Source organism: Flammeovirga sp. SubArs3, from assembly GCF_947387565.1.
GTDB classification, from domain to species: domain Bacteria; phylum Bacteroidota; class Bacteroidia; order Cytophagales; family Flammeovirgaceae; genus Flammeovirga; species Flammeovirga agarivorans.
Map to the genome: position 1 here is coordinate 811,982 of NZ_CANDOA010000002.1, position 23,699 is coordinate 835,680.

Here is a 23,699-nt window from a genome sequence, read left to right on the forward strand (position 1 = left end):
AATAGCTTATGTTAGCATACTAAGATACAACACCTTTTCCTAATATTGCTTCTAAAGCAGTAATTCTTTCTTTTTCTTTTCTGTGTTTTTTGAGTACCAAAGCATCAGAGGCTCTAACTGAACAATCTACAGATGGACAACGCTCACAAGTTTCGTTTACGAACTCCATACGTACTTTCTCAGATTGCCAAATGTTGGTCTTTTCTCTGAACTTATCATTCATTAAAAAGCCAATGGTAATACTCGTATCGATAGACTCATCCACTAATGGTAATGCTCTTGCTACACTAATACAAAAATACTCTTTTCCTGAAGTAATGTATTTCGAGATTTGAGCATCACAAATGTATTTATCATGCTTTCCTTCCGCTCTGTTTTTCTCCAAATCTTCAAAGATTTTTAAAGAGACCCAACGTCTACAGTAATGTTCAGATAGTACAGTACCATGCGGACTATGTAAACCATCTAAATGAAGCTCTTTTGTTAAAGAGTATACATTGCTTCCAGGTTTGTGATCTAATCTTAGGAAGAAAATTTTACTTAAACCAAAGTGTTTTGGAAGGATACTCATCATTCTATATAAGAATGTCTCAGGAGAAGTGTTGTGCTTAAGAATCAGCTCAATGAAATTATCAAAAGAGAAAGTACTACCTTCTAAAATCTTTTGGATATCTGCAATGATCCTCTCTTCTGGAACTAGAAGTGCTCCTGCAAAATACGTTGCCATGTAATCATTGAATAGCATATCAAATGATTTGACCTGCATCCAAGAATAGGTTTTAGAACGATCTGCTAATCCTAAAATATGGAAAGCAGCTTCTCTAGCATAAATAAAAGTCCTTCTTCTTTGGTTTAATTTCTTATTTAGAAGGAGAGTTTTAGAGTGATCTGTATCTGATTTCAGAATTGATCTAAAAGTATCTAAAGCTGGATGTTCACTAATAGAATTGTGATCCAAGTGATAACCACAAACTTGCTTTAAGTACTGTTCTAATTGTTCTTCAAGTGGTTCTCCATCTTTAATAAACTCTGCTCTAAACTCTTTTGCAGCTTTTTCAATATCTTCAAAATAATTATCGTGAATTTCCTGATAAGACCTTAATACAGAGAAATAAAAGTTTTCTACGGTAAGGTTATAATTTCTAGAAATTTCAACAATTGTATTAATAAAGGCTGAAAGTTTAGATGGAGCGTCAGACATTAACTCTAAGAGGTTTCTTGGCTCTAAACCAAAAACATCTAAAGGTAATTCCTGAAGAATATTTGAATTAAGAAGCTTGGAGATCGCACCTAATTTCTTAGAGATCTTTAAAGAAACAAGTTCATCGTATGAAACTCCTAATGCAGCAGCAAGAGCTGTGATTTTATTTCTTTTTGGGTATTTCTTTCCCTTCTCGATTTCATTGATGTATGAAACCGACATCTCCGCTCTTTTTGCTAACTCCGATAATGATAATTTTTGTTCTTGTCTATGCATACGGACTTTCAATCCGAATATAAGACGTATATTTTCCTCTAAAATCACAGGCAATGGATTTATCACACTTGGTTGAATGTTGACTGCATTTCGCAATCATGAATTAAATTTACATCAATTCATTTTTTGTACCCGCTTTATACAGATAATTTCTGCAAAATTAGGACGATTTTTATAAAAAATATAGCATTTTGCGAAAATTCGCTTTCATTTACTGTTTCGTTTACTTAATTTTGTATCATAGATTAGCGACTTAATTATGGCATAGCGATATGTCATTAAAAATAGTTCTACTTGCTAAAAGATACGCTAATAATCAGATATATAATTTTTCGTTTTCAAAAAAAGGCTACCTTTTCAAAAGGTAGCCTTTTTTCTATATATTACTTTCGTAAAGTTTTGTAAATCAAAGCTTATGAAGCAAAGAAGACAAAAAGGCCACTAATAAAGACTAATAAACCTGCTGCTGCTACGGTCGCTGTACCGTAAGCAACTAAGTCTTTTGCTAAATTACCTTTAGAAGGCAAAGAAGATACTCCATAATGTCGAGTAGAAAATGCTAGCCTTACTCTACGCTTTTTTTCTAAAGACCATGAAACCATTTGTGGACTCATTTCAATTACCAAATCAAAGTCATCCCTTAGTTCAGCATCAGACATCAATTGACGTAGGAATTTCTGACTTTCTAAGTGGGAAAGTTTACCATCGAAAAAGTTTTCAATGAGTTCAATGTTTTGGAAAGAAATGGATTCTAGGGTTTTCATGATGGTTACGTAGACAGTAGTGCTAATTTATTGATTCTAATCGAAACAATATAAGATAACAAAAAGCTACAGAACAATCTAATTTATTTGTGACGTTCTTCTAAAATCTTAGTAACGTCTTCTAAACTGTAACCTTTAGCTCTTAATAGTACAATATAATGATACATTAAATCTGCTGCTTCATTTAAGAATAAGTCTTCATTATCATCTTTAGCCTCAATCACTAATTCTACCGCTTCTTCTCCTACTTTTTGAGCTACTTTATTAATGCCTTTGGCAAATAAGCTGCTTGTGTAAGACGATTCTGAAGGATTATCGAATCTTTCCTTAATTGTTTGTTCTAGTGATTCTAGAAATTTAATAGACATTGTATTGTAATTTCGATTAATAATAATACTTGGGAATAAAGGTAATTGTTTCTATTCAAGTATGATATTTTTTGAACAAATAATTAATAATCTCGAAGGAAATACCACCTTAAATTAAAGTTTTGATAAAAGAGAATAAAAAAAGGCCCAACCTTATTAAAGATTGAGCCTTTTCGCTAGAAGTGATTAAATTTCTACAAACTAAAAAATAAATCACTAAAGATTGCTATGAAATAGAACCTCTCACCATTGAAGTGTAAGCTCTTAAAGCAACTTTAAAGTCTTCACCAGCATCTACTTTTTCTTTTATCCAGACTGCAGCAAATGCATGAGTAAGTTGTTCCCCTTCATCATCACCACCAATTTCAATAGTGGGTTGTTGTTCTTCAGCTAAAGCCTCTTCGGCAGCTTGAAGCTCTTCCAATGAGTAGGTTTCTACTAATTTTTTTATAACTGGTATTTTCATTATTTCAATTTTTCGATAAGTTCTACAACAGCATCTTCTTTAGACATTGGACCTCCTTCAACTAATTTACCATCTTTGAAAATGGCAAAAAATGGAAGGTTATTAACTCCTGCTAATGCTCTTGCTTCAGGACTTTCTTCTGCGTTTACATCAAGAAAAGCAATACCCTCAAAACGTTCATCACCTGAAAGTCTTTTAAATTTTGGTTTGAATAAACGACAGCTGCCACACCATCCTGCGAAATATTTTACTACAACTTTATCATTTTGAGATAATAACTCTTGGAAATTGCTATCATTTGCATCGATAACTGCCATGTTGATTCTTATTTTAAAGGGGTGATTAAAAAACTCTTAATATAAGGTAGTTGTACGTATAAACTTGAATATTGATTTCCTCCTTTCAATCTATTTTACAACCTTTGCAAAAATAATTATTATTAAACAAAATTGGGGTATTTTCTAAGGATACTTACAACGTAATTATAAAATTTTATGGGACTGAAAACACGCGTATTTGTTTCAGATGTAGATAATTTGGGAGACGGTAGATATTGTGCAGGAATGGGAGTGGAAATGATTGGTTTTCCTATCGAAGAGAGTCACCCACGCTATGTTTCAGCAGATAAATACAAAGAGATCGCAAGTTGGTTGGCAGGAATTAAATTTGCAGGCGAGGTGTACTCTTCAGCAGATGTAGACTTTGCTGCTTATGATGCTATCGAAACCATCGTTACTGACAACCCCGCTTTAGTTGATGACCTTTCTAACAAAGGAAAAACTTTAATGTACAAGATTGAAGTGACTTCTTTGGAAGAAACAGAACAACAAATGTCGATGTTGGAGCAAAAAGTAGATTTATTCCTATTAGAGTTTTCTGCTGATTTAACGGCACAGGATTATGCATCTATTCGTCAGTTAACAGAAGAATATAAAGTGATCATCGCTGGTGGCTTTAATGAAAATACTGTAAATAATTTACTGGATGAGGCGAAACCAGAAGGTATAGCTTTAAAAGGTGGTTCTGAGGTTGCTGTAGGTGTAAATACCTTTGATGGCCTAGTAGAAGTTTTAGAAGCTATTGAAACAGACGAGTGGGTTTAGTACTCTCGTTTGCATAAAGAAATAGATTACCAAAAATATTTATAGGGTGTTTTGAAAAAAACATCCTATTTTTATGTCTAAACAGTAGACTATGTATTTAGAAGCTTGGAATAAATTACGGGAACGTTTTGAAATTGAAGAACCTGACTTCAAAGCCGATTCATTTGGAGAAACAGCAGATAAATTATCAGAATATTTTGAACACCTATTACGTACTGACTCTTCAAGATTGATGAACGGTTTGTATAGAATTGATGTTCGAGAAGATCTCGTAAAAGAGGCTTTTGAACAAGGTAGTTTAACTGATATTGCAGATGCTTTGGCTCGTTTGGCTTTAAGAAGAGAATGGGAAAAGCAAAAAATGAGAGAACGTTGGTCTAATATGGACGATATTTAATGGATTGGAATACTTCAATAAAAGACTACTCTCTTTACTTGAGATTGGAAAGAGGAATGTCTGATAATACTCTGGAAGCATATATTCGGGATGTAAAGAAATTAAAAGACTTTCTATTACTGATAGAATCGACAGAGACACCTAATACTTTAACAAGAGATGACATCATGCAATTTATGATGTACTTGAATAAAGAATTCTTCTTGGCCACATCTTCTCAAGCTCGCATATTGTCTTCACTGAAATCATTTTTTTTATATCTCAACGAAACGGATCAGACAGAAAACAATCCAGTCGAACTGATAGAGGCTCCTCGTTTACCTAAAAAATTGCCAGATACTCTTGAAGTAGAAGAAATAGATAACTTAATAGCAGCAATAAACCACACTACTTATGAAGGGAGGAGAAATCATGCTATTATCGAAGTACTATATGGATGCGGACTAAGAGTTTCAGAATTAATCAACCTTACACTAGACTGCCTTTATTTTGAAGAAGGTTTTATTAAAGTTGTAGGCAAAGGAGATAAAGAGCGATTTGTGCCAATTGGTGAAGAAGCAATACATCAAGTGGACTTATACCTCCAAAACGATAGACATACTAAAACGCCAAAGAAAGGTTCAGAAAGTATACTCTTTCTTAATAGAAGAGGGGCTAAGCTTACTAGAGTTATGATTTTCACCATAGTGAAAAGGTTAGCAGAAGAAATCCAGTTGGGTAAAAATATTAGCCCTCATACATTTAGACATTCATTTGCCTCACATATGGTAGAGGGTGGAGCAGATCTTAGGGCTGTTCAAGAAATGCTAGGACATGAATCAATTACAACTACTGAGATCTATACGCATCTTAATAAAGATTATCTCCAACAAGTGGTGACAGAGTTTCATCCAAGAGTAAATTAGCAATAAAAAAAGGTTGCTTGAATTGTATATCATGCAACCTTGAATTTTTTTAGTAGTCCTACTAATATTAATCCTTTAATACGGAAGTAAATTAAATGAAAGCTCAACGTCATCAGCGTATTCTTCACCGCTTTCTAACATATCTACATCATTTTCTTCGTAATACCAATTGACAGTAACTTTACCTTCTTTGTCATTTTGGTAATCTTCTAACATTGTTAATATTTCAAGGAAACGTCTAGAAGATGAAGTATTAAAATAAGACATCTTAAAGTTTAATGTAATTTCCTTTCCTGGAGCTTCTAGGTAGTCTTCTAACCATGAGAAGATAGGGCCAAAAAACTCAGTAGTATACTCATGATACGATTCGCCTTCCAATTCTAAAACGCCTGTCTGAGCATTGAAATCAATTCTTGGAATATATGTGGATCCGTCAATATGGAAGTTTTCCATGCTATTTGATTTTAAAGTTCTTTATTAACTTTTACTGACAATATAAAAAATGACCTGGTCTCGTCGTAGTCTTTTATGTTTATTTCAATCGGGTTTCCGGACTTACGAACCATGTCTATAAAACCTAAGTTTGCACCAGGTTTCCCTTCTCGTTGTGGAGCTTTGCGTTGTTCTCTGTAAAATTGTTTCAATTTATCGGGAGACAACCCATTAATATAGTTTGCCCTTTCTATTAAAGGAGGAACTTCTGTTTTAATAATACAGTTACCTGATGTGATGATATAATGATCATCATCTTCAGCTATAGCTACAATTCCCACGCCAATATCTCTTCCATCCTTTTCAGAGTATTGTTTTTCTGCAGAATAATGGTGAATATTTTGAGCCATTTCAATAACAATGGCGAAAAGACGTTTAGCAATTACCCTACTTTCTGGAGTGTTCCTTAAACTCTTACCTATCAAAGCAAGTACGTCCTGAGAAAAAATACCTTGGAATGCCAAGGAGATTTTTCTAGCAGACAGTTGTTGCTTGAAAGTCTTAACACTAAAATGTTCCATATATGCCATAATTCTTCCGGCCTTAATGCTTAGTTCGTTTAAAAAATCTCTTTAACTAAAATCAGATAGCTAAAAAATTAGATAAAGTCTTGATTCTGTTATTGGACTGTAGTCCAATTATACTATTTTTTAATGAAAGTTTAATAACTATTCAAAACTTTAGTTACAACTTTTTTGCCACTTATTCAATAAACGCTAAAAAATGATTGTCAGTATATAAATGATCTTTTTATTTTTGTGTTTTAGCGAAGAAGTAGCTTAGTTAGATATATATAATTCAAGTAAATATAAGATAAGATGAAAGCAAAATTTAGTTCGGTACTGCTTTTAGTATTTTCAATTTTCTTTGGAATGTCCAATTCTTACGGACAAGGAAAGATTCAATTTGAAAAAACAGTGCATGACTTTGGGGATATCAATGAAGAAGATGGAGATGCAAAAGTAATCTTTGATTTTACAAATAATGGAAACAAACCTCTAAAATTAACTAGTGTAAAAGCAAGTTGTGGCTGTACTACTCCTAATTGGTCAACAGACCCGGTAGCTGCTGGTGGTAAGGGGTTTATAGAAGTAAGTTACTCTACAAAAAATAGACCTGGTACATTTAATAAAACGATTTCAGTAAGAACAGATGGTCAACCACAAGTATTGCTGTTAACGATAAAAGGAAATGTAATTCCAAGACCAAAAGGCCCTAAAGATTGGTATCCTATGGAAATTGGAAATGTTCGATTCAAGACAACTCACTTAGTATTTACAAATATCAAAAATACTGACAAAGATACGTTGAGTACAGTATTATATAATGAAGGAAAATCAGAAATCGCCATCAATTATAAGGATGCAAAGACACCGGACTATGTTAAAGTTTGGGGTTCTAAGGATAAATTAGCTTCCGAAGATACTGCAACGTTATATATAAGTTATGATGCAGCTTTGAAAGGGGATTATGGTTATTTATTTGAATATTTTCAATTACCAACATCAGATATTAAGCAACCCAAAAAGAGAATCAATATTAGTGCTCATGTCAAAGAAGACTTTAGTAATGTCTCAAAAGATCAATCGACTTGGCCAAAAGTAGAGTTCAATACTAAAAAGCATGAGTTTGGTGAAATGAAAGCATTGGATAAAAAATCTACTGCATTCAAAATTACAAATAAAGGAGGCAATGAGTTAATCATAAGAAAAGTAAAAGCTTCTTGCGGATGTACAGCGACAAAACCTCAAAAAACGCAATTGGCTCCGGGAGAAAGTACTACACTTGATGTTACTTTTACTGCCGGTAATTACAATAGGAAAGTAACAAAGTCGATCACAGTGATCACAAACGATCCTGATCATCCTGAAACTACGCTTCAAATTGAAGCAGATGTAAAAACAGCCGAAGAAAACTAAAAATAAACGATGACTAATAAACTAAAGGTCTTAATTGGAGTCAATATCATATTGGTGTCAGCCATAGTATTCTCTGTTTTTTCCGTTTTCCCTTTGCAAAGTAACGATGTAAAAGGAAAGCCCTTTTTCAACTTAGCGGACCTATCTCAAGTTAATCAATTTGACATTAATGGCCAGTCTATTGTTCGGTTAGAAGACGGTAGGTGGGTAATGAATGGTAAGGTAGATGTCTCACCTATATTTGTTGGACGTGTTTTTCAAGCAATGCAACAAACACAAATCATCGAGAACAAGAAAAGTATGCCAACGGACGGAAAAGATATTACTGTGTATGTCGCATCAACTCCGGTATTTACAGGGTCCATTGCTTCCGAAGGGGATGTAATGGCATATGGAAATAGAAATGGTGAAATCTTTAGTATTGAAATGCCAGGTCAGTTCTTAAACCTAGAAGAATTGTTTGATGCCAATGAAAAAGATTGGAGAGATAAAACAGTTTTTAGAACTTCTTGGAGAACATTGAAGAATTTTGAACTTACATATAATAGAAATCCAGAAAATGATGTTAATATAACATTCAAAGACCCTTTTTATTCTGTTCAAAATGTAAAAGCTTTAGATTCTGCTGCTGTTTATCAATTCGTAACTTCCTTACCAAGAGTTCAGGTAGATCAGTATGAGGTAAGAAATAGCTTCATAGAAGATACAGTTAAAAAGTATCGACCATTTTGTGAAATCATCATGGAAGATTTAGTCGCTGACTACAATGCAGAGGTATTTATTTATCCTTTTGATAATAAAGTATTTGCTTACTTCCCTAATTCTAATGAAGTAGGAACACTAAATACTAAAGTTGTACAAGACCTATTGGTATCTTGGCATTTCTTTGATGCTAATGACCCTAGAAAAAAAAATAGATAATAATGATAGGATTGTTTGATTCTGGTTACGGAGGGCTTTCAGTTTTTAGAGTACTAAAGGAAACTCTTCCTGATACTCCTTTGATCTATTATGCAGATCATGAGCATTGTCCATATGGTCAGAAATCAAAAGAATATTTGATCAATCGAGCGGAGAAAATCACAGAAGTTTTAATTGAACAAGGCGCTGAAATTATTGTTGTAGCTTGTAATACAGCAACAGCGGCAGCAATTGATCATTTAAGAAACAGCTACGATATTCCGTTTGTAGGAATGGAGCCTGCGATAAAACCTGCAGCATTATCTTCAATAACTAAAGCAGTGGGTGTTTTAGCCACTGAAGGTACTTTCTCTGGGAAACTATTTAATGAGACAAAAGAGAAATATGCAAAAGATATAAAAGTGGTTATCCAGCCTGGTACCGGTCTAGTAGAATTAGTGGAGGCACATAAAATGCATACTTATAAATCTTGGCAAGTACTTTACCCTCTATTAAAGAAAATGAAGGAAGAGAATGTAGATCAAATAGTTTTGGGATGTACACATTATCCATTTCTATTTGAAGATATACAGAAACTAGCAGGAGAACATGTTACATTAATTGACCCAGCACCAGCCGTAGCTAAACAGGTAGTAAGAATTAAAGAAACCATTCTTGATTTCCCCAAAAAAGGGAAAGCCCAATTTTACCAGTTTATTACCTCTCATGCCGATGTTAAAAACTTTAGAGCATCGGTATTAAAACTAGTTGACGTAAATGGCGATAACACCCTATTTGCTTACGATTGGTCTTAATGAAGATCACATACATTATTATTAACGTACAACAATTCCCATTCTGTCCCAAAATCGCGAATTTTAGAACATAACATTCATCATAAATATTGAAACTACTACCATTAAATCAATCATGAAAAAATCATTAATCACTGTATTTTTACTCAGTACCTTAAATGTATTTGCACAAACACCAAAAGATGAAGGACTAAAAGAGATTGAGGAATCAACCATTAATTCTACTTTAACATACCTTGCATCTGATTGGATGGAAGGAAGAGAGGCCGGCCGGCCGGGAGCTTACAGAGCTGCGGAATACATTGCTTCTATGTATGAGTTTATGGGATTAGAACCTGCAGGCGACACAGTGAATGGAAAACCTACATATTTTCAATCTTTTGATGTATTGGAATATAAAGCCGCAGATAAGCAACACCTTTCTATCGCAACTGAAAATGGTCAGGAATTTACTTTTGCCTATCATACAGACTTTGAGGTGAAAGCTGCTCCATCTTCTGTAAAAGGAAAAGGAAGGCTAGTTTTTGTTGGGTATGGAATAGAAGTGGATTCTTTAAACTACTCTGATTTTTACAAGAAAAATTATGAAGGTAAGGTTTGGGTACGATTAAAAGGAGCCCCAAAAAATGGTAAAGTAGGGAATGCTTTCAAGGATGAACCAGCAAAGCAAGTGCATAAATTGAAAGAAAAACTTGCTGAAAAGTATGGTGCATTAGCGATTATTGAAATTGATCCTTTTGGAGACTTGCCAAAAACATCTAGTAATTATCCGTTTAGAGATAATAGAAAATATTACGAAGGAGATCAACCGTTATCATCTTTTTATGATACAAGATTATATAGTCCAGTATCTGAAGCTAGCAAGATAGCACCAGTATTTATGGGTGGTGAATATATCACTGCGGTTTTGTTGAATATTAGTAGTGTAAATCAATACATCAAATCCTTAGAAAATAAAAAAATCTACTCACCACAACTAAAAGCTGTATCAGCTGAGTTTAAATCCAATGCTGTGGTAGAACGTAAAAGAGTAAGGAATGTTTTAGCACAAGTAACAGGTAGTATGCCTGATAGTATTGTGATGATTGGAGCACATTATGATCATTTAGGTAAAAGAGAAGGATATGTATGGAATGGTGCAGATGATAATGCTTCTGGAGTAGCCGCAGTATTAGGTATTGCAAAAGCAGTAAAGGCTACAGGTGTACAACCTAAGAAAACCATTTTATTTGCTTCTTGGACGGCAGAAGAGAAAGGATTACATGGTTCATTAAACTTCTTAAGAAACTATGTGAAAACTCAAGATATAAATATGTACCTCAACTTCGATATGATTGGTAGAAGAGGAGATTGGCATAGTAAGGATAATCAAGTAAGTTTTATCTATAATGCGGAGAACCCTGAAACATGGGAAATCAGTCAATCAAATATTGAGAAATATAGCCTTAACCTAGAGATGTTCGATGGTAAAACAAAGAGAGGTGAAGCCGGAGGATCTGATAATGTGAACTTTGATAATTTTGGAATTCCGTACTTCTGGTTCCATACAGGAGGACATGAAGATTACCACCAAGTTTCAGATCATTCGGAAAAAATAATGATGGATAAAGCAACTGAAATTACAAAATTAAGTTATTTGAGCATTTGGGATATTGCTAATGAGTAACAATATATGTAAATAAAAAATACAGGCACAAAGAGAATAAAACCATCTTTGTGCCTTTATTTTTTTAGTATATAATTAGAAATTATAGCGTATTTTCTTTTATCTGTTTTTCAAGATAATTCTTCATCCATTCTAAATGGTACTCTTCATTCATTGCTCCTGAAGTTTTATCTTTTAGGATCCCATTGACGTAATATAATTGAGTAGGAAAACCAACAATATTAAAATTATCGATTACATATGGCCTTTCTACACTAACAGTTTTATAACCAAATTCGCCATATTTAGTATAATAACTATGAATTAAATCTGAGCTGGATCTACAGATACTTACAAATTTAATATTTGAGTTATCAGAGAAATAGGATGATAATTCTTTCAGGTTCGGTTCTTCCATTTTACACCCTTTGCATCCTATAAACCAAAAGTTTAAGACAGTAATACCACTTTCCAGTTCTGAAATTGAAATTGTATTTCCATATATGTCTTTAAGGTTTTCCTTTATTGGGATTTTACTTCCTAATTCAGGACCCATAGGGTATTTACTTTTTTTCTTGTACTTAATCTCATAGTTATCACCATTCTTTTTCAATTGTTGAGCTGTAATTGATAGACTAGTAAGGAACAAAAAGACAAATAGATATAGCTTCATGATAGTTTTTGAATGAAATAGTAAATAATAGCTTTAAGTTATTGAGCCAATTGCTGGAAAATTTCTTCCATAGATTGCACTTGAGTATTCATCTCAATAATTGCTTGATTGTTGGAAGCAGTAGCTCTGAAGATATCACCTCTTAAATCAAGTTCATTGGAATAATGAACAATTACAGAGCGGTCTTCAATGATCTCTACTTTATCAACACCTTCAACTGCTTGTAAGAATTGAGCATCCGTAGGGTTTTCGAATTTAAGACTCAAGGATGTTTTTGGACCTAAATGTCTTAAGTTATCGACTTTGTCATTAGCGACCAAATCACCTTTTCTAATGATAACCACTCTATCGCATAGTGCTTGGACTTCTTGCATAATATGAGTAGAAAGCATCACTGTTTTATCTTTACTTACCTTTTTGATAAGTAAACGGATATCTTCTAGTTGAATAGGGTCTAATCCTGTTGTAGGCTCATCTAAGATTAATACCTCGGGGTCATGGATTAATGCCTGTGCTAAACCTACTCTCTGACGGTAACCTTTGGATAGGGCTCCAATTTTCTTTTTTCTTTCTCTAGTAAGACCAGTTAACTCGATCATTTCTTCGATCTTCTGTTTTTTTTGCTGGCCTTTTAGTTTGTATAAAGATGCAGAGTAGTCCAAGTATTCCCTAACATACATATCTAGGTATAAAGGGTTGTGTTCTGGTAAATACCCAACTCGTTTGCGTACTTCGATGGGATTCTCGACGACATCATAACCACAAACTTGAATACTACCTTCAGTTGGGGGAATATAGCATGTAGCTATTTTCATTGTAGTGGATTTCCCAGCACCATTGGGTCCAAGAAAACCAAGAATTTCACCAGGTTTTGCTTCGAAGCTTATATTGTTGACAGCTTTCTGTTCACCGTAAACTTTTGTTAGTTGATTTACTTTGATACTCATGGTGTAAAAATACAGTTTTTTTGTGTCGTGAGTTAAAGATGTATAGAATCCCGCATCATTTTAGGTGTTTTTTACACTTTTAATCTGAATGATATTGCGGGATCGCATACATGTTTATTGTATAAAAAGGCTTCCTGGATTCATGATATTATTGGGGTCGATCTCTTTTTTTATCGACTCCATCAAGTGATAAGACTGATCTCCTATCTTATTTTTTAACCAAGGAGCTAATGCTCTGCCAATTCCATAGTGATGTGATAAAGCTCCCTTGTTTTTCAAGATTGTCCCTATAAAACCTTTATGAAAATGTTCATAATCTTCTCTAGGAGACACTTTATCGGTAGGTGTAATTACTGAGAAATATAAATTGACACCATTTTCGTAGACATGTGAAATATTGGCCATACAGATAGTATTAGGTTTGGCTTTGATATAAGTTTTTACACTTTTCCAAAGTTGACCAAGGTCCTTCCAAGTCACTGAAGTTTCTAGAATATCAGTAATCAACCCTAAGTCCATCAGAGGATCTCTCATATATGCACTACTAAAACGAGTCTCTAACCATTTTTTTGCAAACTTATTTCCTAAATTTCGACCACCACTTTGAGCAGACACAGACTTAATTTTATTAATCACAAAAGATGTGTAATCTTCGTCTCCATCTACAGAAACATGCATAATACACCTTTCATTAGTTTTATACCCTAATGTTTTGATAGCTCTATCTGAGAATGAACCATTGTATCCATTTATTCTAAAGTCGATTTCGGTCTCTTCTGAGTCAGATAATCTAAAAAAATGAGGTTTTCCAAAACCACCTTGAATACAATTTCTCATGGCAAGGCATCCATCTTCAAAGTTCTTGAAAATTATAGATGTTGATTTTGAATGTTTTTGCTCATACTTTCTAATGCTGATCGTTACTTCAGAAATGACTCCTAATGTCCCTTCTGCTCCAATAAATAATGACATCACATCATACCCTTGAGAAGTCTTCGGGTAAATTTCATTAGAATATGTTCCTGTAGGAGTTACGACCTTTAGTCCTAAAACGATATCTTTGATCGTCCCGTAACCCGTAGATCCCAATCCTACGCCATTAGAACTGACCCAACCTCCAAGTGTTGAGAACTCAAAAGATTGAGGGAAGTGACCACATGTGTAACCTCTTTTATTGAGATAGTTTTCTAATTCTGGTCCGCTAATTCCCGCTTGAGCTGTAACCGTTAAGCTTTCCTCATCAATGGAAACAACCTTATTTAAGTGTTTATTGATATCAATGGCAATACCGCCATTATTGAAACCAATGTTTTTACTCATAGAAGATCTTAAACCATGAGGGATAACGGTTAATTTCCATTCCTGACATTTTTGAATAATTTCTTCTAACTGTTGGTGATCGTTAGGTGAAACAATAATATCTGGCGGATAGTGAACAATACCTTTTCGAAGACTGACGAGTTCACCATAATTTTTCCCTGCACTATGTTGTGCTCTTTCAAAATCTGATGTACCAATATTTTCAGCTCCTACAATTTCAGTAAAGGTTTTTACATAAGAAGGCAAGAGGTTGATTTCTTTTTCAACTTTTACTTCTTTTTCCCCTGGAAGAAAAGTAGGTAAAGTAACTTCAAGAGCAGGAATACCTGTGTAATCTTGAATTACTTTTTTAGTATTTTCATTTAATGAAGCTTCCACAGTCGGGTTCCCCCAACGTAGAACCTGTCTGTATGTTTGTCTAAAAGCAGATTTCATTTTCTACTATAAATGTCAATTACTGAATGTGTTACCTGTCGGAATGACCTAATGATCTATCTGGCTCAACAACATCTCTTATTTTTTGTTTTACTGCTTTTGGTTCAGGAAAACCCGATTCTTTTCTATCCCAAACAAGTTGGTCATTTACAGAAATTTTAAAAACGCCCCCATCAGTAGGGATCAAGCTTACTTCTGAAACTTGTTGGTGAAAAGTATAAAGTAACTCTTGAGTCATCCAAACAGCTCTAGGTGTCCATTGGCATAACGTACAATATTCGATTGTAATCTTAAATTTCATAAAAAGATGATGTTGTTAGTCGACAAATTGATCCTATCAATATAATATCCACAATTTAAAAAAATGTTTTCCTTATTTTTAAGTATTCTCAATTTTTTAATAAACGAAGAGATGAAGAAAAAACTAATGACAGTGTGTGCTATGCTTTTAGGTGTAAGCACGTATGCCCAAGACTTTTTAGTTGGAACTTATACGAAGGAAGGATCAGAAGGAATTTATAAAGTACATTTAGATGCAAAAAATGCGACACTTGAGATGAAAGGTGTTGCAGCAAAATCTGTTCAGCCATCTTATGTAGCTTATTCAAAAGATAGAAAATTTGCCGTAGCTGTGAATGAGACAGACGGTGGAGAGGTAAGCTTATTCACTGTTGATAAATCTACAGGTGACCTTACTTTTGTCAATAAGGTACCATCAGGAGGAGCCCATCCTTGCCATGTTTCACTAGATGGTAATAATACAGTCTTTGTAGCCAATTATTCAGGAGGTAATGTTGGGGTGTTCCAGATTAAAGATGGTTTACTGACACCTTTCCATCAATTGATTCAATATGAAGGTGAAGGACCAAATAAATCTCGTCAGGAGGCAGCTCATGCACATTTTGCAAATTATGATTCAAAGCTTAAAAAGACATTTACTGTAGATTTGGGGTCAGATAAAGTTCATATCTATAATGTAAAGGAAACAAAGCTTATGGAAGTACAGACATTAAGTACTCCTGCAGGTGGTGGGCCTCGTCATCTTGTTGCTCACGGTAATATATTGTATGTTCTTAATGAACTAGAGGGAAAGATTACGATCTATAATACCAATGAAGAAGGGCAATATAAAGAGCTGGCCAATGTATCTACATTACCAGAAGACTTTAAAGAGTATAATACATGTGCTGCTATTAAAATGTCTAAAGATGGAAAATTTTTATATGCCTCAAATAGAGGACATAATAGCATTGCAATTTTTAAAGTGGACAAAGGATCGGGATTAATTGCCAATATTGGCTATCAAGATGTGCAAGGTAAATCTCCGAGAGATTTTACATTATCTCCAAAAGAAGACTTTATTGTAGTTGCCAATCAAGATTCTAATAACCTTTCCTTATTTGAAAGAAATAAAAAAACAGGTTTACTCGAATTTAAAACTATTCTAGAAATGAGTATGCCCGTTAATGTAGTTTTCTAAACCAGAAAATGATAACAAAAAAGCCCAACCTTTTACAGTTGGGCTTTTTTTATTGAGTGGGTGAATAATTATTTTCTTTTTGCTTTAATTATTACTTGTTGTCCTGATAATAATTGCAACTCACCGTCTACAATTTTGTAGTTATCTACAAGATCCATTTTTGCAAAAAATGCTCCTTCAACATTATTGTCTTGACACATTTTTCTTGTGGCTGCTAATGGTCCCATTTTAATAGTAGTTGAATAAGCATCCATAGTTACTTTTCCATGAAAGTTATTACAGCTACCTGAACCGGAAATTTCACCTTTATTTGTAATGATAAAGTTAGGAATGTGCCCGTTGAAATCATCAACTCCTTCAATAAATGACACTTCCCAGTTTCTAAAGAAATTCATGTGGTTCACACCTTTTTTAGCAGTAACTAAAACTTCATCATCTTTCTTTAATGTCAATATATCATCAGAGATATCAAAAGCATTAAAGTTTTCTAATATTTTACCAAGTGCTCTTTCATTTTCAGCTACTTCTTCACAGAACATCATAGTAGACATAAATGGGCCTGACTTTATTGTTCCGTCTTCAGCATTGTATTCCATACTTCCACCTAGGCCGTTACAACCGGCAAAACCATTGATTCTGTTTTCTGAAGTATCAAAATTAATGTATGTGATTAATGGGTTAGTCTCTTTTTCATTTAAAGTGGTAATTACCCAAGTACCGTTTAATAGAGGGTATTTGTTTTCCGTTTTCTTCACTACTTTCACTAATTTATAATGTAATGATGAACCGTCTGCTGGAGGGTTGTCAACTTGAGAAACAGCTACATTTAAAACGTATTCATAGCCTTCTTCATAATCAAAACCTTCAATTGAACCGTAGAAATTACTCCATGTGGTAGCATCACCTTCTTTAATTTGTAAACATTCTTGAGGGCCAACACCAACACAATCAGCTTTTTGAGGACCAACTGTAATTGTTTTATGTTGTGCATTAGGTTGTTTTGATGTTGCGCATGCAGATACTAATGCAGCGAGGAGTAAAATGAAATTGTATTTAAGTATTTTAGTCATATAAACATGTAGTTTGTTCTGATATTGATTAACGAGTCTTTTAATTTTTTTGTTCGATCTTTTACTAAATCACATGATAAAAGTATGTAACTAGTTGATATTTAAAATATTACCTTGGGTTAATTTAAGTTAAAAATATCAGTTTTTACAAAACCAGAAAAAAATTATTATTTGAATTGTTCATTTCGTATTTTCAATTGTCTTTTAGAAAGAATTAGAATAGAGACGTGTGTATGACAATCAAATTGTTATTATTTAGGACATTACTATTATCTGCTGTGACTTTTCTTTGGGGTTGTGAAACGGATGAAGAATCAAAAGTAACTGCATGTAATAATGAATATATTTCCGCTCAGTTTTTAGAGTATCGAAATGTAGTAAGAACTGCAATTTCAGATAAAGACTGTGAGTTAATTCAGAATGAGTCTGAAGATATTTTAGACTTCTTAAATGAAAACTATAATTGCCTTGTGATCTATTTGGTATTAGATGAAAACAATAATATATCAAATGATGATGAAGCTATAGAACTTCTTGAAGAGGTGAAATTGGAGCTAGAAGCTTTGGAATATAGTTGTGATGTAGAAAACTTCCCAACTTTATAAATAGAATATTGTAAGGAGAAATCCGATTATTTAAAGTTATCAACAAGATTGATTAATATTAAGACTGTATTACCGTAAAGAGGTGGTACAGTCTTTCTTATTTTCAATGTTTTATGTTTAAATTTGTGAGCTTTTAGAAATTTTTATCAATGTTATGAATACAATGAGCAATTTTTCTAATCAACAATTGAAATACATTTAGACTTAAATAATAAAGATGAGTTTATTAACAGTAGGTTCAGTAGCTTTTGATGCTATCGAAACACCTTTCGGAAAAACAGATAAAATTATTGGTGGAGCTGGTACGTATATCACTATCTCTGCTTCTTTCTTCACGAAACCTGTAAAAGTAGTTGCAGTAGTAGGTGATGACTTTCCGAAAGAGTATATCAGTACATTAGAGCAGCAAGGTGTTGATACTGAGGGGTTACAGATCATAGAAGGTGAAAAAACTTTCTTCTGGGCTGGTAAATATCATAATGATATGAACTCTCGTGATACATTAGTTACTGAATTGAATGTTTTAGAACATTTTGACCCAATTGTTCCTGCTAACTACCAAGGTTCGGAATATGTAATGTTGGGTAACCTTTCTCCTCAAGTACAATCTACATTAATTGAGCGTTTAGAAAACAAACCAAAGTTAGTTGTATTAGATACAATGAACTTCTGGATGGATATCGCTTTAGAAGACCTGATGAAAACGATTTCTATGGTAGACGTATTGTCTATCAACGATGAAGAAGCTCGTCAATTATCTGGTGAATATTCTTTAAGAAAAGCAGCGAAGAAAATTATGGCTATGGGACCAAAGTACTTAATCATCAAGAAAGGTGAGCATGGTGCTTTATTATTCCATGAGGATAAGGTATTCTCTGCGCCAGCATTGCCATTGGAAGAAGTATTTGATCCAACAGGTGCTGGAGATACTTTTGCAGGTGGCTTTATTGGTTATTTGGCAAAAACAGATGATATCTCATTTGATAATATGAAAAAAGCAGTGATTTATGGTTCAGCAATGGCCTCTTTCTGTGTTGAGAAATTTGGTACAGAACGTTTATTAGAAATCACTGAAGCAGATTTAGAAGCAAGAGTAAAAGAATTTGAAGAGTTAACTAACTTCTAATATATTTTACTTTAAAATATGGAGGAACATTGCAATGCGGTGTTCCTTTTTTTATTTTCATTTTTTAAGTAAACCATAATTCAATTCGCTTGAAATATTTTAACGCTCATAGTCATTTTCCTCAAAATCATGATGAAGTATCTGTTTGGAATCAATTTATTCAACATTCTTTAGTAACAGATTCTTTACAACTTATTTCATCAGGAATTCACCCATGGCATATCAATGAAATAGATGTTGAGTGGTGTTTGCGACAGTTGGAAATAGATATTGATAAAATAGATGCTATTGGAGAATCAGGTTTGGATAGAGTAATTTCAACTCCATTTGAGCTACAAAAAGAGATATTTCTTGAGCATATTAAGTTATCTGAAAAGTATAATAAACCACTGATAATACATGCCGTTCGTACATATCCATATATTATTCAATTAAGAAAACAGGAAAAGTGTCTGCAGCCATGGATTGTACACGGTTTTACAGGAAATCTACAGTCCGGTTTACAACTTATAAAAAATGGATGTTATCTATCTTTCGGCAAAATGCTGATGAACGGACATAAAAAAACAGTAGAAACACTAAAGTGTATAGATCCAAAATATGCACTATTTGAGACTGATGACGATAAAAATCTTACTATTGAAGAATTGTATACTAAGGGTGCAGAAATTTTAACGATTGAAAAAGAGCAATTGAGAATAGAAAAAATGGAAATAGCCAAGGAGTTATTTCCCAAAATTGAAGGACTTCTTTAAATTTGCCCGTCAAAAAATATACTTAAACATTATTATGGGACACTGGCAGGAAAGAACAGAACTTTTAGTTGGACAAGAAGGACTTGATAAATTAGGTAATGCTCACGTATTAATCATTGGAGTAGGTGGTGTTGGTGGTTTTGCTGCTGAAGCTATTGCAAGAGCAGGTGTAGGTAAAATTACAATTGTTGATGGTGATACTGTAGAACAATCGAACAGGAACCGTCAAATTGCTGCTTTAATTAGTACAGACAATCAACCAAAAGCTTCTGTAATTGGTAATCGAATTAAAGATATTAACCCTAACGCTCAATTAGAGATTAGAGAGGAATATCTTGACGGTGAAAATATTGAGGCCTTACTGTCAGCACATCCATACGATTATGTTATTGAATGTATTGATACTCTACAGCCTAAGATTTCAGTGATTGAAACTGCCATTTCAAAGAAACTACGTATTATTAGTTCAATGGGTGCTGGTGGTAGAATGGACCCTACGCAAACGAAAGTATCTCGATTAAAAGATTCTTACAACTGTAACCTTGCCAAGATGATTCGTAAAAGAATCAAAGCAAAAAGCGTAAAGCGTAAGTTGAAAGTTGTGTTCTCACCAGAATTAATTGATAAGAGCAAAGTAAAAGAGGTGAATGGTGTGAAACATAAAAGATCTACGATAGGTACCATTTCATATATGCCAGCTGTTTTTGGTTTGACTTGTGCTTCGGTCGCAATTAGAGACATCGTAGAGAATTAAGAATAATTAGTAAAAAAACTTTTCGATTTTGTCACAAATACAAGACCAGCAATGTTTAACTAATGTATCTAGATACATTAGAAATACTAAACCATAAGCATCACGATATAAGTGATAAACTAGAATGATAAGATTAATTTTTCGATTCCTTTTTTGGTTCAACGGATGGAAAATCAAAGTGGACCATATCCCATTAGAAACCATGAAGCGTAGCGTTTTCTTGGCGGCTCCACATACTTCCAACTGGGATGCTGTTTATATGGTTTCAGCTATGCGTCAGATTGGTATTAAACTAAGGTTTGCAATTAAAAGAGAGTGGATACGTTTTCCTTTGAGTATTGCTATTAAACCTATGGGTGCCATTGGAATCGATAGAAGACCAAAAACCAAAGGAGCAGAACGTCTTAGTATGGTAGATGCTATGGCCAACTTGTTCGACGAGAATGAAGAGTTAGCATTAGTAATTCCTCCTGAAGGGTCGAGGTCATTAAGAACTGAATGGAAGTCGGGTTTCTATTATGTAGCCTTAAAAGCCAAAGTTCCTATCTTATTAGCATATTTAGATTTTGATAAAAAGATTGGGGGAGTAATTGAGGCATTTATGCCGACAGGAGATTTTGAAGCGGATATGAAACATATCACTGAAGCTTATAAAAAAGCTGCTCCAGCACCAAAGTTTCCTGCATTATTTTCTTTAGATCAAAGATATATCGACTAATTAATTCCATAGAAATAATTGTCTTTTGAGAAGTTACCTTATTAAAATGGGGTAACTTTTCTGTTTTTAGTAGAATAATTCTAATATTGTATAAACTAAGCTCATAACGAGAGAGGGGAAGGTTAACTTGAAAACACTATGGATAACATCAATAAAGATATCATCGCACAAATCAATGAATATAAATGCATGTTTCAGATGCCATCCAAAGCGAAGGCTGAGGAGTTTGTAGATGATTTATTTCGTTTTCTGTTTCCAGTAGTTTCTGGAGTAGAACAAGGATATTATGCAGCAGAATTGGCATTAATTCGATTAAAAGGAAAGTTACAAGAATTATTTTTGCCTATTCGTGATCAGTTTGAAATAGGTTGTACGAGTGCTACAGAGCGTTTTTTTGATGCCCTACCAAGTATCCATGCTCAGTTGATTAAGGATGCCCAAGCAATTTTTGAAGGAGATCCAGCTGCCAAGCATATTGAAGAAGTTATTTTAGCTTACCCAGGTTTCTTTGCTGTATTCGTACATCGATTAAGTCATCAACTTTACAATTGCCAAGTGCCGATTGTGCCTCGTTTATTTTCTGAGTATGCACATAGTAAAACCGGTATTGATATTCACCCGGGGGCAACAATTGGAAATAACTTTTGCATTGATCATGGTACAGGGATCGTTATAGGTGAAACTTGTATCATCGGTAATAATGTAAAGATTTACCAAGGAGTTACTTTAGGTGCGTTGAGCGTAAGTAAAGATTTAGCAAAAGTCAAAAGACACCCTACAATTGAAAACAATGTAGTGATCTATTCTGGAACGACAATTTTAGGAGGAGAAACTGTAATTGGCGAGCATGCTATTATTGGAGGAAATGTTTGGTTGACAGAAAGTGTTCCTGCATTTGCTAAAGTGTACAATACTGCATCTGTAAGTGTGCGTCATAAAAAGGAAAAAGCTCAATAAACAGAGTAAATTCTATATATAAAAGGAAAGGTATTGACCTAGAAATAGGGCAATACCTTTTTTTGTTAAGCAGTCGGATCTTTATTATCTATTACCACAGTATTCTAATTCACCAAGGGCATTGTTTAAGCCATCTACACCATTATTAAGGTGAGATATTGCTAGGTGAATATGGTCTATGGCATAGTTTAAATGAGAATGAATCTCGTCAACATCATCTGTATAGTGAGCCGTAGATAATGTACTGGTCACTTTTGTGAAACCATCTTTTGCTTCAGTGAAAGAGCCGTGTGCATTATGGGAATGACTGGATGCCACTTCACAATGATCGATAGCTTGTGATTTAGCACTATGTGTTTCATCTTTAGCATAATGAGCATTCCGCATAGCAGCTTCTACCTCTGTTTTCGCTCGGAACATGTTTTCTCGTATGCAATCAATAGAGTGACAATCGAAAGCCTCACTTATAAAATGGAGAGCTGTTTCAGCCCCTTCATGAGAGGATTGATAGTAATCGTAGGCTTCGTTGATGTCTGTGACAATCACATGATGTTGTGCAATTGAAAAATGAGTGCAGAAAATTAGAGCGAAGGTAGTTAAAGGAAGTAGTATTCTTTTCATAGGTTATTTGGTTTAATAGTAAAATAACAAAATGAAAGATGGTTTGGTGCCTTTTATTAGAATAATGCAATTTATTTGTTGCTATTTTTCTAAAGTTATTCTCTAAAAATGAGAGGTATTAAAAAAGCCACTTCTTTTGGAAGTGGCTTTATATTTATGATTTATTTTTTAACTGCTCTTTCAATTTATCTAATTCTGATTGTTCAGAAGAAGAGGATGGAGGAGCTTGTTGGCTAGTATCAGATTGTGATGAAGTATCTTGGTTTCCTTGTGCCAATCTTGCTTTTAATTTATTCAATTCATCAGAAGCTCCGATAGAAGGAGTACTTCCAGGTACAATCCCTAATGCCTGATCAATTTCAGAATCGACAGATTGATTGGCCAATTGTGCGATATCACTATATGAATCTGCCAATGCTTCTTTTTCTTCAACTTTTTGCTTCATTTTCTCTAAACGAGCAACAGTATTTGAAGAGTCTATATTTGATAACTGTTTGTTCAACTTAGCAGAGGCATCACTTACGGTAGCTCTTGCTCGTAAAGTCTTTAATTCATTTTCCCAATTAGAAATCTGTGACTTCAATTGCTGAACATTGCCTTCCATTTTTTTCAACATGCCACCATAATTATCAATATTCTTTTGATTAGCGGCTGCTCTTTGAGCATATTGTTGTTTTCTTTCTAACGCCTGTGTTGCTAAACGATCAGCTTCATCAGAATCTATTTGACCATTACTAGCTCTCTGAACTAATAACATTGCTTTTTGCTCAAAATCTTTTGCGTTTCTATTGTTCGCCTCAAACTCCTTCTTCTCACGAATAGTTAACGCTTTTACTTCGGCTAATCCTTGCATCGATTTAGAAAGATCAGCTTTCAAATCACGTATCCCTTGTTCCGTTTGTTTTATTGGGTTTTCTAATTTATCAAGAACTGAATGAGTTTCAGCTTCAACTATACCAAAAAGTCTTTTTAACCATCCAAACATAT

Annotated in this window: 27 protein-coding genes and 1 pseudogene; 14 read left to right on the plus strand and 14 right to left on the minus strand. The window is 33.9% G+C overall.

Annotated elements, in window-relative coordinates; all coding sequences use genetic code 11:
- Positions 1 to 19: 19 nt before the first annotated feature.
- The 5 genes and pseudogenes from QL232_RS07910 to QL232_RS07930 form a co-directional block, all read right to left on the minus strand.
- Entirely contained in the window at positions 20 to 1,543 is a 1,524-nt protein-coding gene (locus QL232_RS07910) for a helix-turn-helix domain-containing protein (RefSeq protein WP_348646726.1), read from the minus strand.
- A gap of 347 nt (positions 1,544 to 1,890) precedes the next feature.
- Entirely contained in the window at positions 1,891 to 2,241 is a 351-nt protein-coding gene (locus QL232_RS07915; protein ID WP_168880960.1) for a hypothetical protein, read from the minus strand.
- Between the two features lie 83 nt (positions 2,242 to 2,324).
- Positions 2,325 to 2,585: pseudogene (gene hisE, locus QL232_RS07920) on the minus strand (phosphoribosyl-ATP diphosphatase); the annotation flags it as partial.
- 250 nt (positions 2,586 to 2,835) lie between these two features.
- On the minus strand, positions 2,836 to 3,075 hold the full coding sequence (locus QL232_RS07925; RefSeq protein ID WP_281613706.1) for a hypothetical protein: 240 nt from the start codon (positions 3,073 to 3,075) through the stop codon (positions 2,836 to 2,838).
- A complete protein-coding gene (locus QL232_RS07930) occupies positions 3,075 to 3,392 on the minus strand; it encodes a thioredoxin family protein (protein ID WP_168880963.1) in 318 nt (105 codons plus the stop codon). Before QL232_RS07930 ends, QL232_RS07925 begins: the two co-directional genes overlap by 1 nt.
- Positions 3,393 to 3,569: 177 nt before the next feature.
- On the opposite strand from QL232_RS07930, the gene QL232_RS07935 reads away from it, so the two are divergent.
- From QL232_RS07935 to xerD, 3 genes are all read left to right on the plus strand, one after another.
- Complete coding sequence (locus QL232_RS07935; RefSeq protein ID WP_281613707.1) at positions 3,570 to 4,178, plus strand: hypothetical protein; 609 nt, start codon at positions 3,570 to 3,572, stop codon at positions 4,176 to 4,178.
- Positions 4,179 to 4,269: 91 nt separating this feature from the next.
- Positions 4,270 to 4,575, plus strand: coding sequence for a hypothetical protein (locus tag QL232_RS07940; protein WP_168880965.1), 306 nt, complete (start codon positions 4,270 to 4,272; stop codon positions 4,573 to 4,575).
- On the plus strand, positions 4,575 to 5,480 hold the full coding sequence (xerD, locus tag QL232_RS07945) for a site-specific tyrosine recombinase XerD (protein WP_281613708.1): 906 nt from the start codon (positions 4,575 to 4,577) through the stop codon (positions 5,478 to 5,480). The genes QL232_RS07940 and xerD overlap by 1 nt, the downstream gene beginning before the upstream one ends.
- A 75-nt stretch (positions 5,481 to 5,555) precedes the next feature.
- On the opposite strand, the gene QL232_RS07950 is transcribed toward xerD, so the two are convergent.
- Positions 5,556 to 5,933 carry a DUF1987 domain-containing protein gene (locus QL232_RS07950; RefSeq protein WP_168880967.1) on the minus strand — a complete coding sequence of 126 codons (378 nt, stop codon included), beginning with the start codon at positions 5,931 to 5,933 and terminating at the stop codon, positions 5,556 to 5,558.
- A gap of 11 nt (positions 5,934 to 5,944) precedes the next feature.
- Entirely contained in the window at positions 5,945 to 6,502 is a 558-nt protein-coding gene (locus QL232_RS07955; protein ID WP_168880968.1) for a SiaB family protein kinase, read from the minus strand.
- A gap of 288 nt (positions 6,503 to 6,790) precedes the next feature.
- Here QL232_RS07955 and QL232_RS07960 point away from each other — a divergent pair, with 288 nt between their 5' ends.
- The 4 genes from QL232_RS07960 (at position 6,791) to QL232_RS07975 (ending at position 11,272) form a co-directional block, all read left to right on the plus strand.
- Positions 6,791 to 7,891, plus strand: a complete 1,101-nt coding sequence (locus QL232_RS07960) for a DUF1573 domain-containing protein (RefSeq protein WP_168880969.1) — start codon at positions 6,791 to 6,793, stop codon at positions 7,889 to 7,891.
- A 9-nt stretch (positions 7,892 to 7,900) separates the two neighbouring features.
- A complete protein-coding gene (locus QL232_RS07965; protein ID WP_281613709.1) occupies positions 7,901 to 8,812 on the plus strand; it encodes a hypothetical protein in 912 nt (303 codons plus the stop codon).
- A gap of 2 nt (positions 8,813 to 8,814) precedes the next feature.
- Positions 8,815 to 9,606: a glutamate racemase gene (murI, locus tag QL232_RS07970; RefSeq protein WP_281613710.1), complete on the plus strand. Its 792-nt coding sequence runs from the start codon at positions 8,815 to 8,817 to the stop codon at positions 9,604 to 9,606.
- Between the two features lie 115 nt (positions 9,607 to 9,721).
- Positions 9,722 to 11,272, plus strand: coding sequence for a M20/M25/M40 family metallo-hydrolase (locus tag QL232_RS07975; protein ID WP_281613711.1), 1,551 nt, complete (start codon positions 9,722 to 9,724; stop codon positions 11,270 to 11,272).
- Between the two features lie 82 nt (positions 11,273 to 11,354).
- Here the strand turns inward: QL232_RS07975 and QL232_RS07980 are convergent, their stop codons facing one another.
- The 4 genes from QL232_RS07980 to QL232_RS07995 form a co-directional block, all read right to left on the minus strand.
- Positions 11,355 to 11,924 carry a redoxin domain-containing protein gene (locus QL232_RS07980; protein ID WP_281613712.1) on the minus strand — a complete coding sequence of 190 codons (570 nt, stop codon included), beginning with the start codon at positions 11,922 to 11,924 and terminating at the stop codon, positions 11,355 to 11,357.
- Positions 11,925 to 11,962: 38 nt separating this feature from the next.
- Complete coding sequence (gene gldA, locus QL232_RS07985; protein WP_281613713.1) at positions 11,963 to 12,871, minus strand: gliding motility-associated ABC transporter ATP-binding subunit GldA; 909 nt, start codon at positions 12,869 to 12,871, stop codon at positions 11,963 to 11,965.
- Between the two features lie 114 nt (positions 12,872 to 12,985).
- Positions 12,986 to 14,626 (minus strand): FAD-binding oxidoreductase, encoded by a 1,641-nt coding sequence (locus QL232_RS07990; RefSeq protein ID WP_281613714.1) that lies wholly within the window; start codon positions 14,624 to 14,626, stop codon positions 12,986 to 12,988.
- Between the two features lie 31 nt (positions 14,627 to 14,657).
- Positions 14,658 to 14,927 (minus strand): SelT/SelW/SelH family protein, encoded by a 270-nt coding sequence (locus tag QL232_RS07995; protein ID WP_168880976.1) that lies wholly within the window; start codon positions 14,925 to 14,927, stop codon positions 14,658 to 14,660.
- Positions 14,928 to 15,038: 111 nt separating this feature from the next.
- On the opposite strand from QL232_RS07995, the gene QL232_RS08000 reads away from it, so the two are divergent.
- Positions 15,039 to 16,106, plus strand: coding sequence for a lactonase family protein (locus QL232_RS08000; RefSeq protein WP_281613715.1), 1,068 nt, complete (start codon positions 15,039 to 15,041; stop codon positions 16,104 to 16,106).
- A gap of 68 nt (positions 16,107 to 16,174) precedes the next feature.
- On the opposite strand, the gene QL232_RS08005 is transcribed toward QL232_RS08000, so the two are convergent.
- Positions 16,175 to 17,176 (minus strand): META domain-containing protein, encoded by a 1,002-nt coding sequence (locus QL232_RS08005; protein ID WP_281613716.1) that lies wholly within the window; start codon positions 17,174 to 17,176, stop codon positions 16,175 to 16,177.
- A gap of 233 nt (positions 17,177 to 17,409) precedes the next feature.
- Between QL232_RS08005 and QL232_RS08010 the strand changes: the two genes are divergently transcribed.
- The 6 genes from QL232_RS08010 to QL232_RS08035 all read left to right on the plus strand — a co-directional run bounded on the left by QL232_RS08010 (position 17,410) and on the right by QL232_RS08035 (position 22,091).
- Positions 17,410 to 17,781 (plus strand): hypothetical protein, encoded by a 372-nt coding sequence (locus QL232_RS08010; protein ID WP_281613717.1) that lies wholly within the window; start codon positions 17,410 to 17,412, stop codon positions 17,779 to 17,781.
- A 217-nt stretch (positions 17,782 to 17,998) separates the two neighbouring features.
- Entirely contained in the window at positions 17,999 to 18,907 is a 909-nt protein-coding gene (locus QL232_RS08015) for a PfkB family carbohydrate kinase (RefSeq protein ID WP_281613718.1), read from the plus strand.
- Between the two features lie 89 nt (positions 18,908 to 18,996).
- Positions 18,997 to 19,662 carry a TatD family hydrolase gene (locus tag QL232_RS08020; RefSeq protein ID WP_281613719.1) on the plus strand — a complete coding sequence of 222 codons (666 nt, stop codon included), beginning with the start codon at positions 18,997 to 18,999 and terminating at the stop codon, positions 19,660 to 19,662.
- Between the two features lie 34 nt (positions 19,663 to 19,696).
- A complete protein-coding gene (locus QL232_RS08025; RefSeq protein ID WP_211093191.1) occupies positions 19,697 to 20,416 on the plus strand; it encodes a tRNA threonylcarbamoyladenosine dehydratase in 720 nt (239 codons plus the stop codon).
- Between the two features lie 124 nt (positions 20,417 to 20,540).
- Entirely contained in the window at positions 20,541 to 21,134 is a 594-nt protein-coding gene (locus tag QL232_RS08030) for a 1-acyl-sn-glycerol-3-phosphate acyltransferase (protein WP_281613720.1), read from the plus strand.
- A 138-nt stretch (positions 21,135 to 21,272) separates the two neighbouring features.
- On the plus strand, positions 21,273 to 22,091 hold the full coding sequence (locus QL232_RS08035) for a serine O-acetyltransferase (protein WP_168880983.1): 819 nt from the start codon (positions 21,273 to 21,275) through the stop codon (positions 22,089 to 22,091).
- 84 nt (positions 22,092 to 22,175) lie between these two features.
- On the opposite strand, the gene QL232_RS08040 is transcribed toward QL232_RS08035, so the two are convergent.
- Together QL232_RS08040 and QL232_RS08045 are read right to left on the minus strand one after the other, a co-directional pair.
- Complete coding sequence (locus tag QL232_RS08040) at positions 22,176 to 22,712, minus strand: hypothetical protein (RefSeq protein ID WP_168880984.1); 537 nt, start codon at positions 22,710 to 22,712, stop codon at positions 22,176 to 22,178.
- Positions 22,713 to 22,866: 154 nt separating this feature from the next.
- Positions 22,867 to 23,697 (minus strand): PspA/IM30 family protein, encoded by an 831-nt coding sequence (locus QL232_RS08045; RefSeq protein ID WP_281613721.1) that lies wholly within the window; start codon positions 23,695 to 23,697, stop codon positions 22,867 to 22,869.
- Positions 23,698 to 23,699 lie beyond the last annotated feature (2 nt).

Coding starts and splice junctions, on each gene's coding strand:
- QL232_RS07915 (WP_168880960.1), bottom strand. CDS start 2,241: ATGAAAACCCTAGAATCCATTTCTTTCCAAAACATTGAACTCATTGAA.
- QL232_RS07925 (WP_281613706.1), bottom strand. CDS start 3,075: ATGAAAATACCAGTTATAAAAAAATTAGTAGAAACCTACTCATTGGAA.
- QL232_RS07930 (WP_168880963.1), bottom strand. CDS start 3,392: ATGGCAGTTATCGATGCAAATGATAGCAATTTCCAAGAGTTATTATCT.
- QL232_RS07935 (WP_281613707.1), top strand. CDS start 3,570: ATGGGACTGAAAACACGCGTATTTGTTTCAGATGTAGATAATTTGGGA.
- QL232_RS07940 (WP_168880965.1), top strand. CDS start 4,270: ATGTATTTAGAAGCTTGGAATAAATTACGGGAACGTTTTGAAATTGAA.
- xerD (WP_281613708.1), top strand. CDS start 4,575: ATGGATTGGAATACTTCAATAAAAGACTACTCTCTTTACTTGAGATTG.
- QL232_RS07950 (WP_168880967.1), bottom strand. CDS start 5,933: ATGGAAAACTTCCATATTGACGGATCCACATATATTCCAAGAATTGAT.
- QL232_RS07955 (WP_168880968.1), bottom strand. CDS start 6,502: ATGGCATATATGGAACATTTTAGTGTTAAGACTTTCAAGCAACAACTG.
- QL232_RS07960 (WP_168880969.1), top strand. CDS start 6,791: ATGAAAGCAAAATTTAGTTCGGTACTGCTTTTAGTATTTTCAATTTTC.
- QL232_RS07965 (WP_281613709.1), top strand. CDS start 7,901: ATGACTAATAAACTAAAGGTCTTAATTGGAGTCAATATCATATTGGTG.
- murI (WP_281613710.1), top strand. CDS start 8,815: ATGATAGGATTGTTTGATTCTGGTTACGGAGGGCTTTCAGTTTTTAGA.
- QL232_RS07975 (WP_281613711.1), top strand. CDS start 9,722: ATGAAAAAATCATTAATCACTGTATTTTTACTCAGTACCTTAAATGTA.
- QL232_RS07980 (WP_281613712.1), bottom strand. CDS start 11,924: ATGAAGCTATATCTATTTGTCTTTTTGTTCCTTACTAGTCTATCAATT.
- gldA (WP_281613713.1), bottom strand. CDS start 12,871: ATGAGTATCAAAGTAAATCAACTAACAAAAGTTTACGGTGAACAGAAA.
- QL232_RS07990 (WP_281613714.1), bottom strand. CDS start 14,626: ATGAAATCTGCTTTTAGACAAACATACAGACAGGTTCTACGTTGGGGG.
- QL232_RS07995 (WP_168880976.1), bottom strand. CDS start 14,927: ATGAAATTTAAGATTACAATCGAATATTGTACGTTATGCCAATGGACA.
- QL232_RS08000 (WP_281613715.1), top strand. CDS start 15,039: ATGAAGAAAAAACTAATGACAGTGTGTGCTATGCTTTTAGGTGTAAGC.
- QL232_RS08005 (WP_281613716.1), bottom strand. CDS start 17,176: ATGACTAAAATACTTAAATACAATTTCATTTTACTCCTCGCTGCATTA.
- QL232_RS08010 (WP_281613717.1), top strand. CDS start 17,410: ATGACAATCAAATTGTTATTATTTAGGACATTACTATTATCTGCTGTG.
- QL232_RS08015 (WP_281613718.1), top strand. CDS start 17,999: ATGAGTTTATTAACAGTAGGTTCAGTAGCTTTTGATGCTATCGAAACA.
- QL232_RS08025 (WP_211093191.1), top strand. CDS start 19,697: ATGGGACACTGGCAGGAAAGAACAGAACTTTTAGTTGGACAAGAAGGA.
- QL232_RS08030 (WP_281613720.1), top strand. CDS start 20,541: ATGATAAGATTAATTTTTCGATTCCTTTTTTGGTTCAACGGATGGAAA.
- QL232_RS08035 (WP_168880983.1), top strand. CDS start 21,273: ATGGATAACATCAATAAAGATATCATCGCACAAATCAATGAATATAAA.
- QL232_RS08040 (WP_168880984.1), bottom strand. CDS start 22,712: ATGAAAAGAATACTACTTCCTTTAACTACCTTCGCTCTAATTTTCTGC.
- QL232_RS08045 (WP_281613721.1), bottom strand. CDS start 23,697: ATGTTTGGATGGTTAAAAAGACTTTTTGGTATAGTTGAAGCTGAAACT.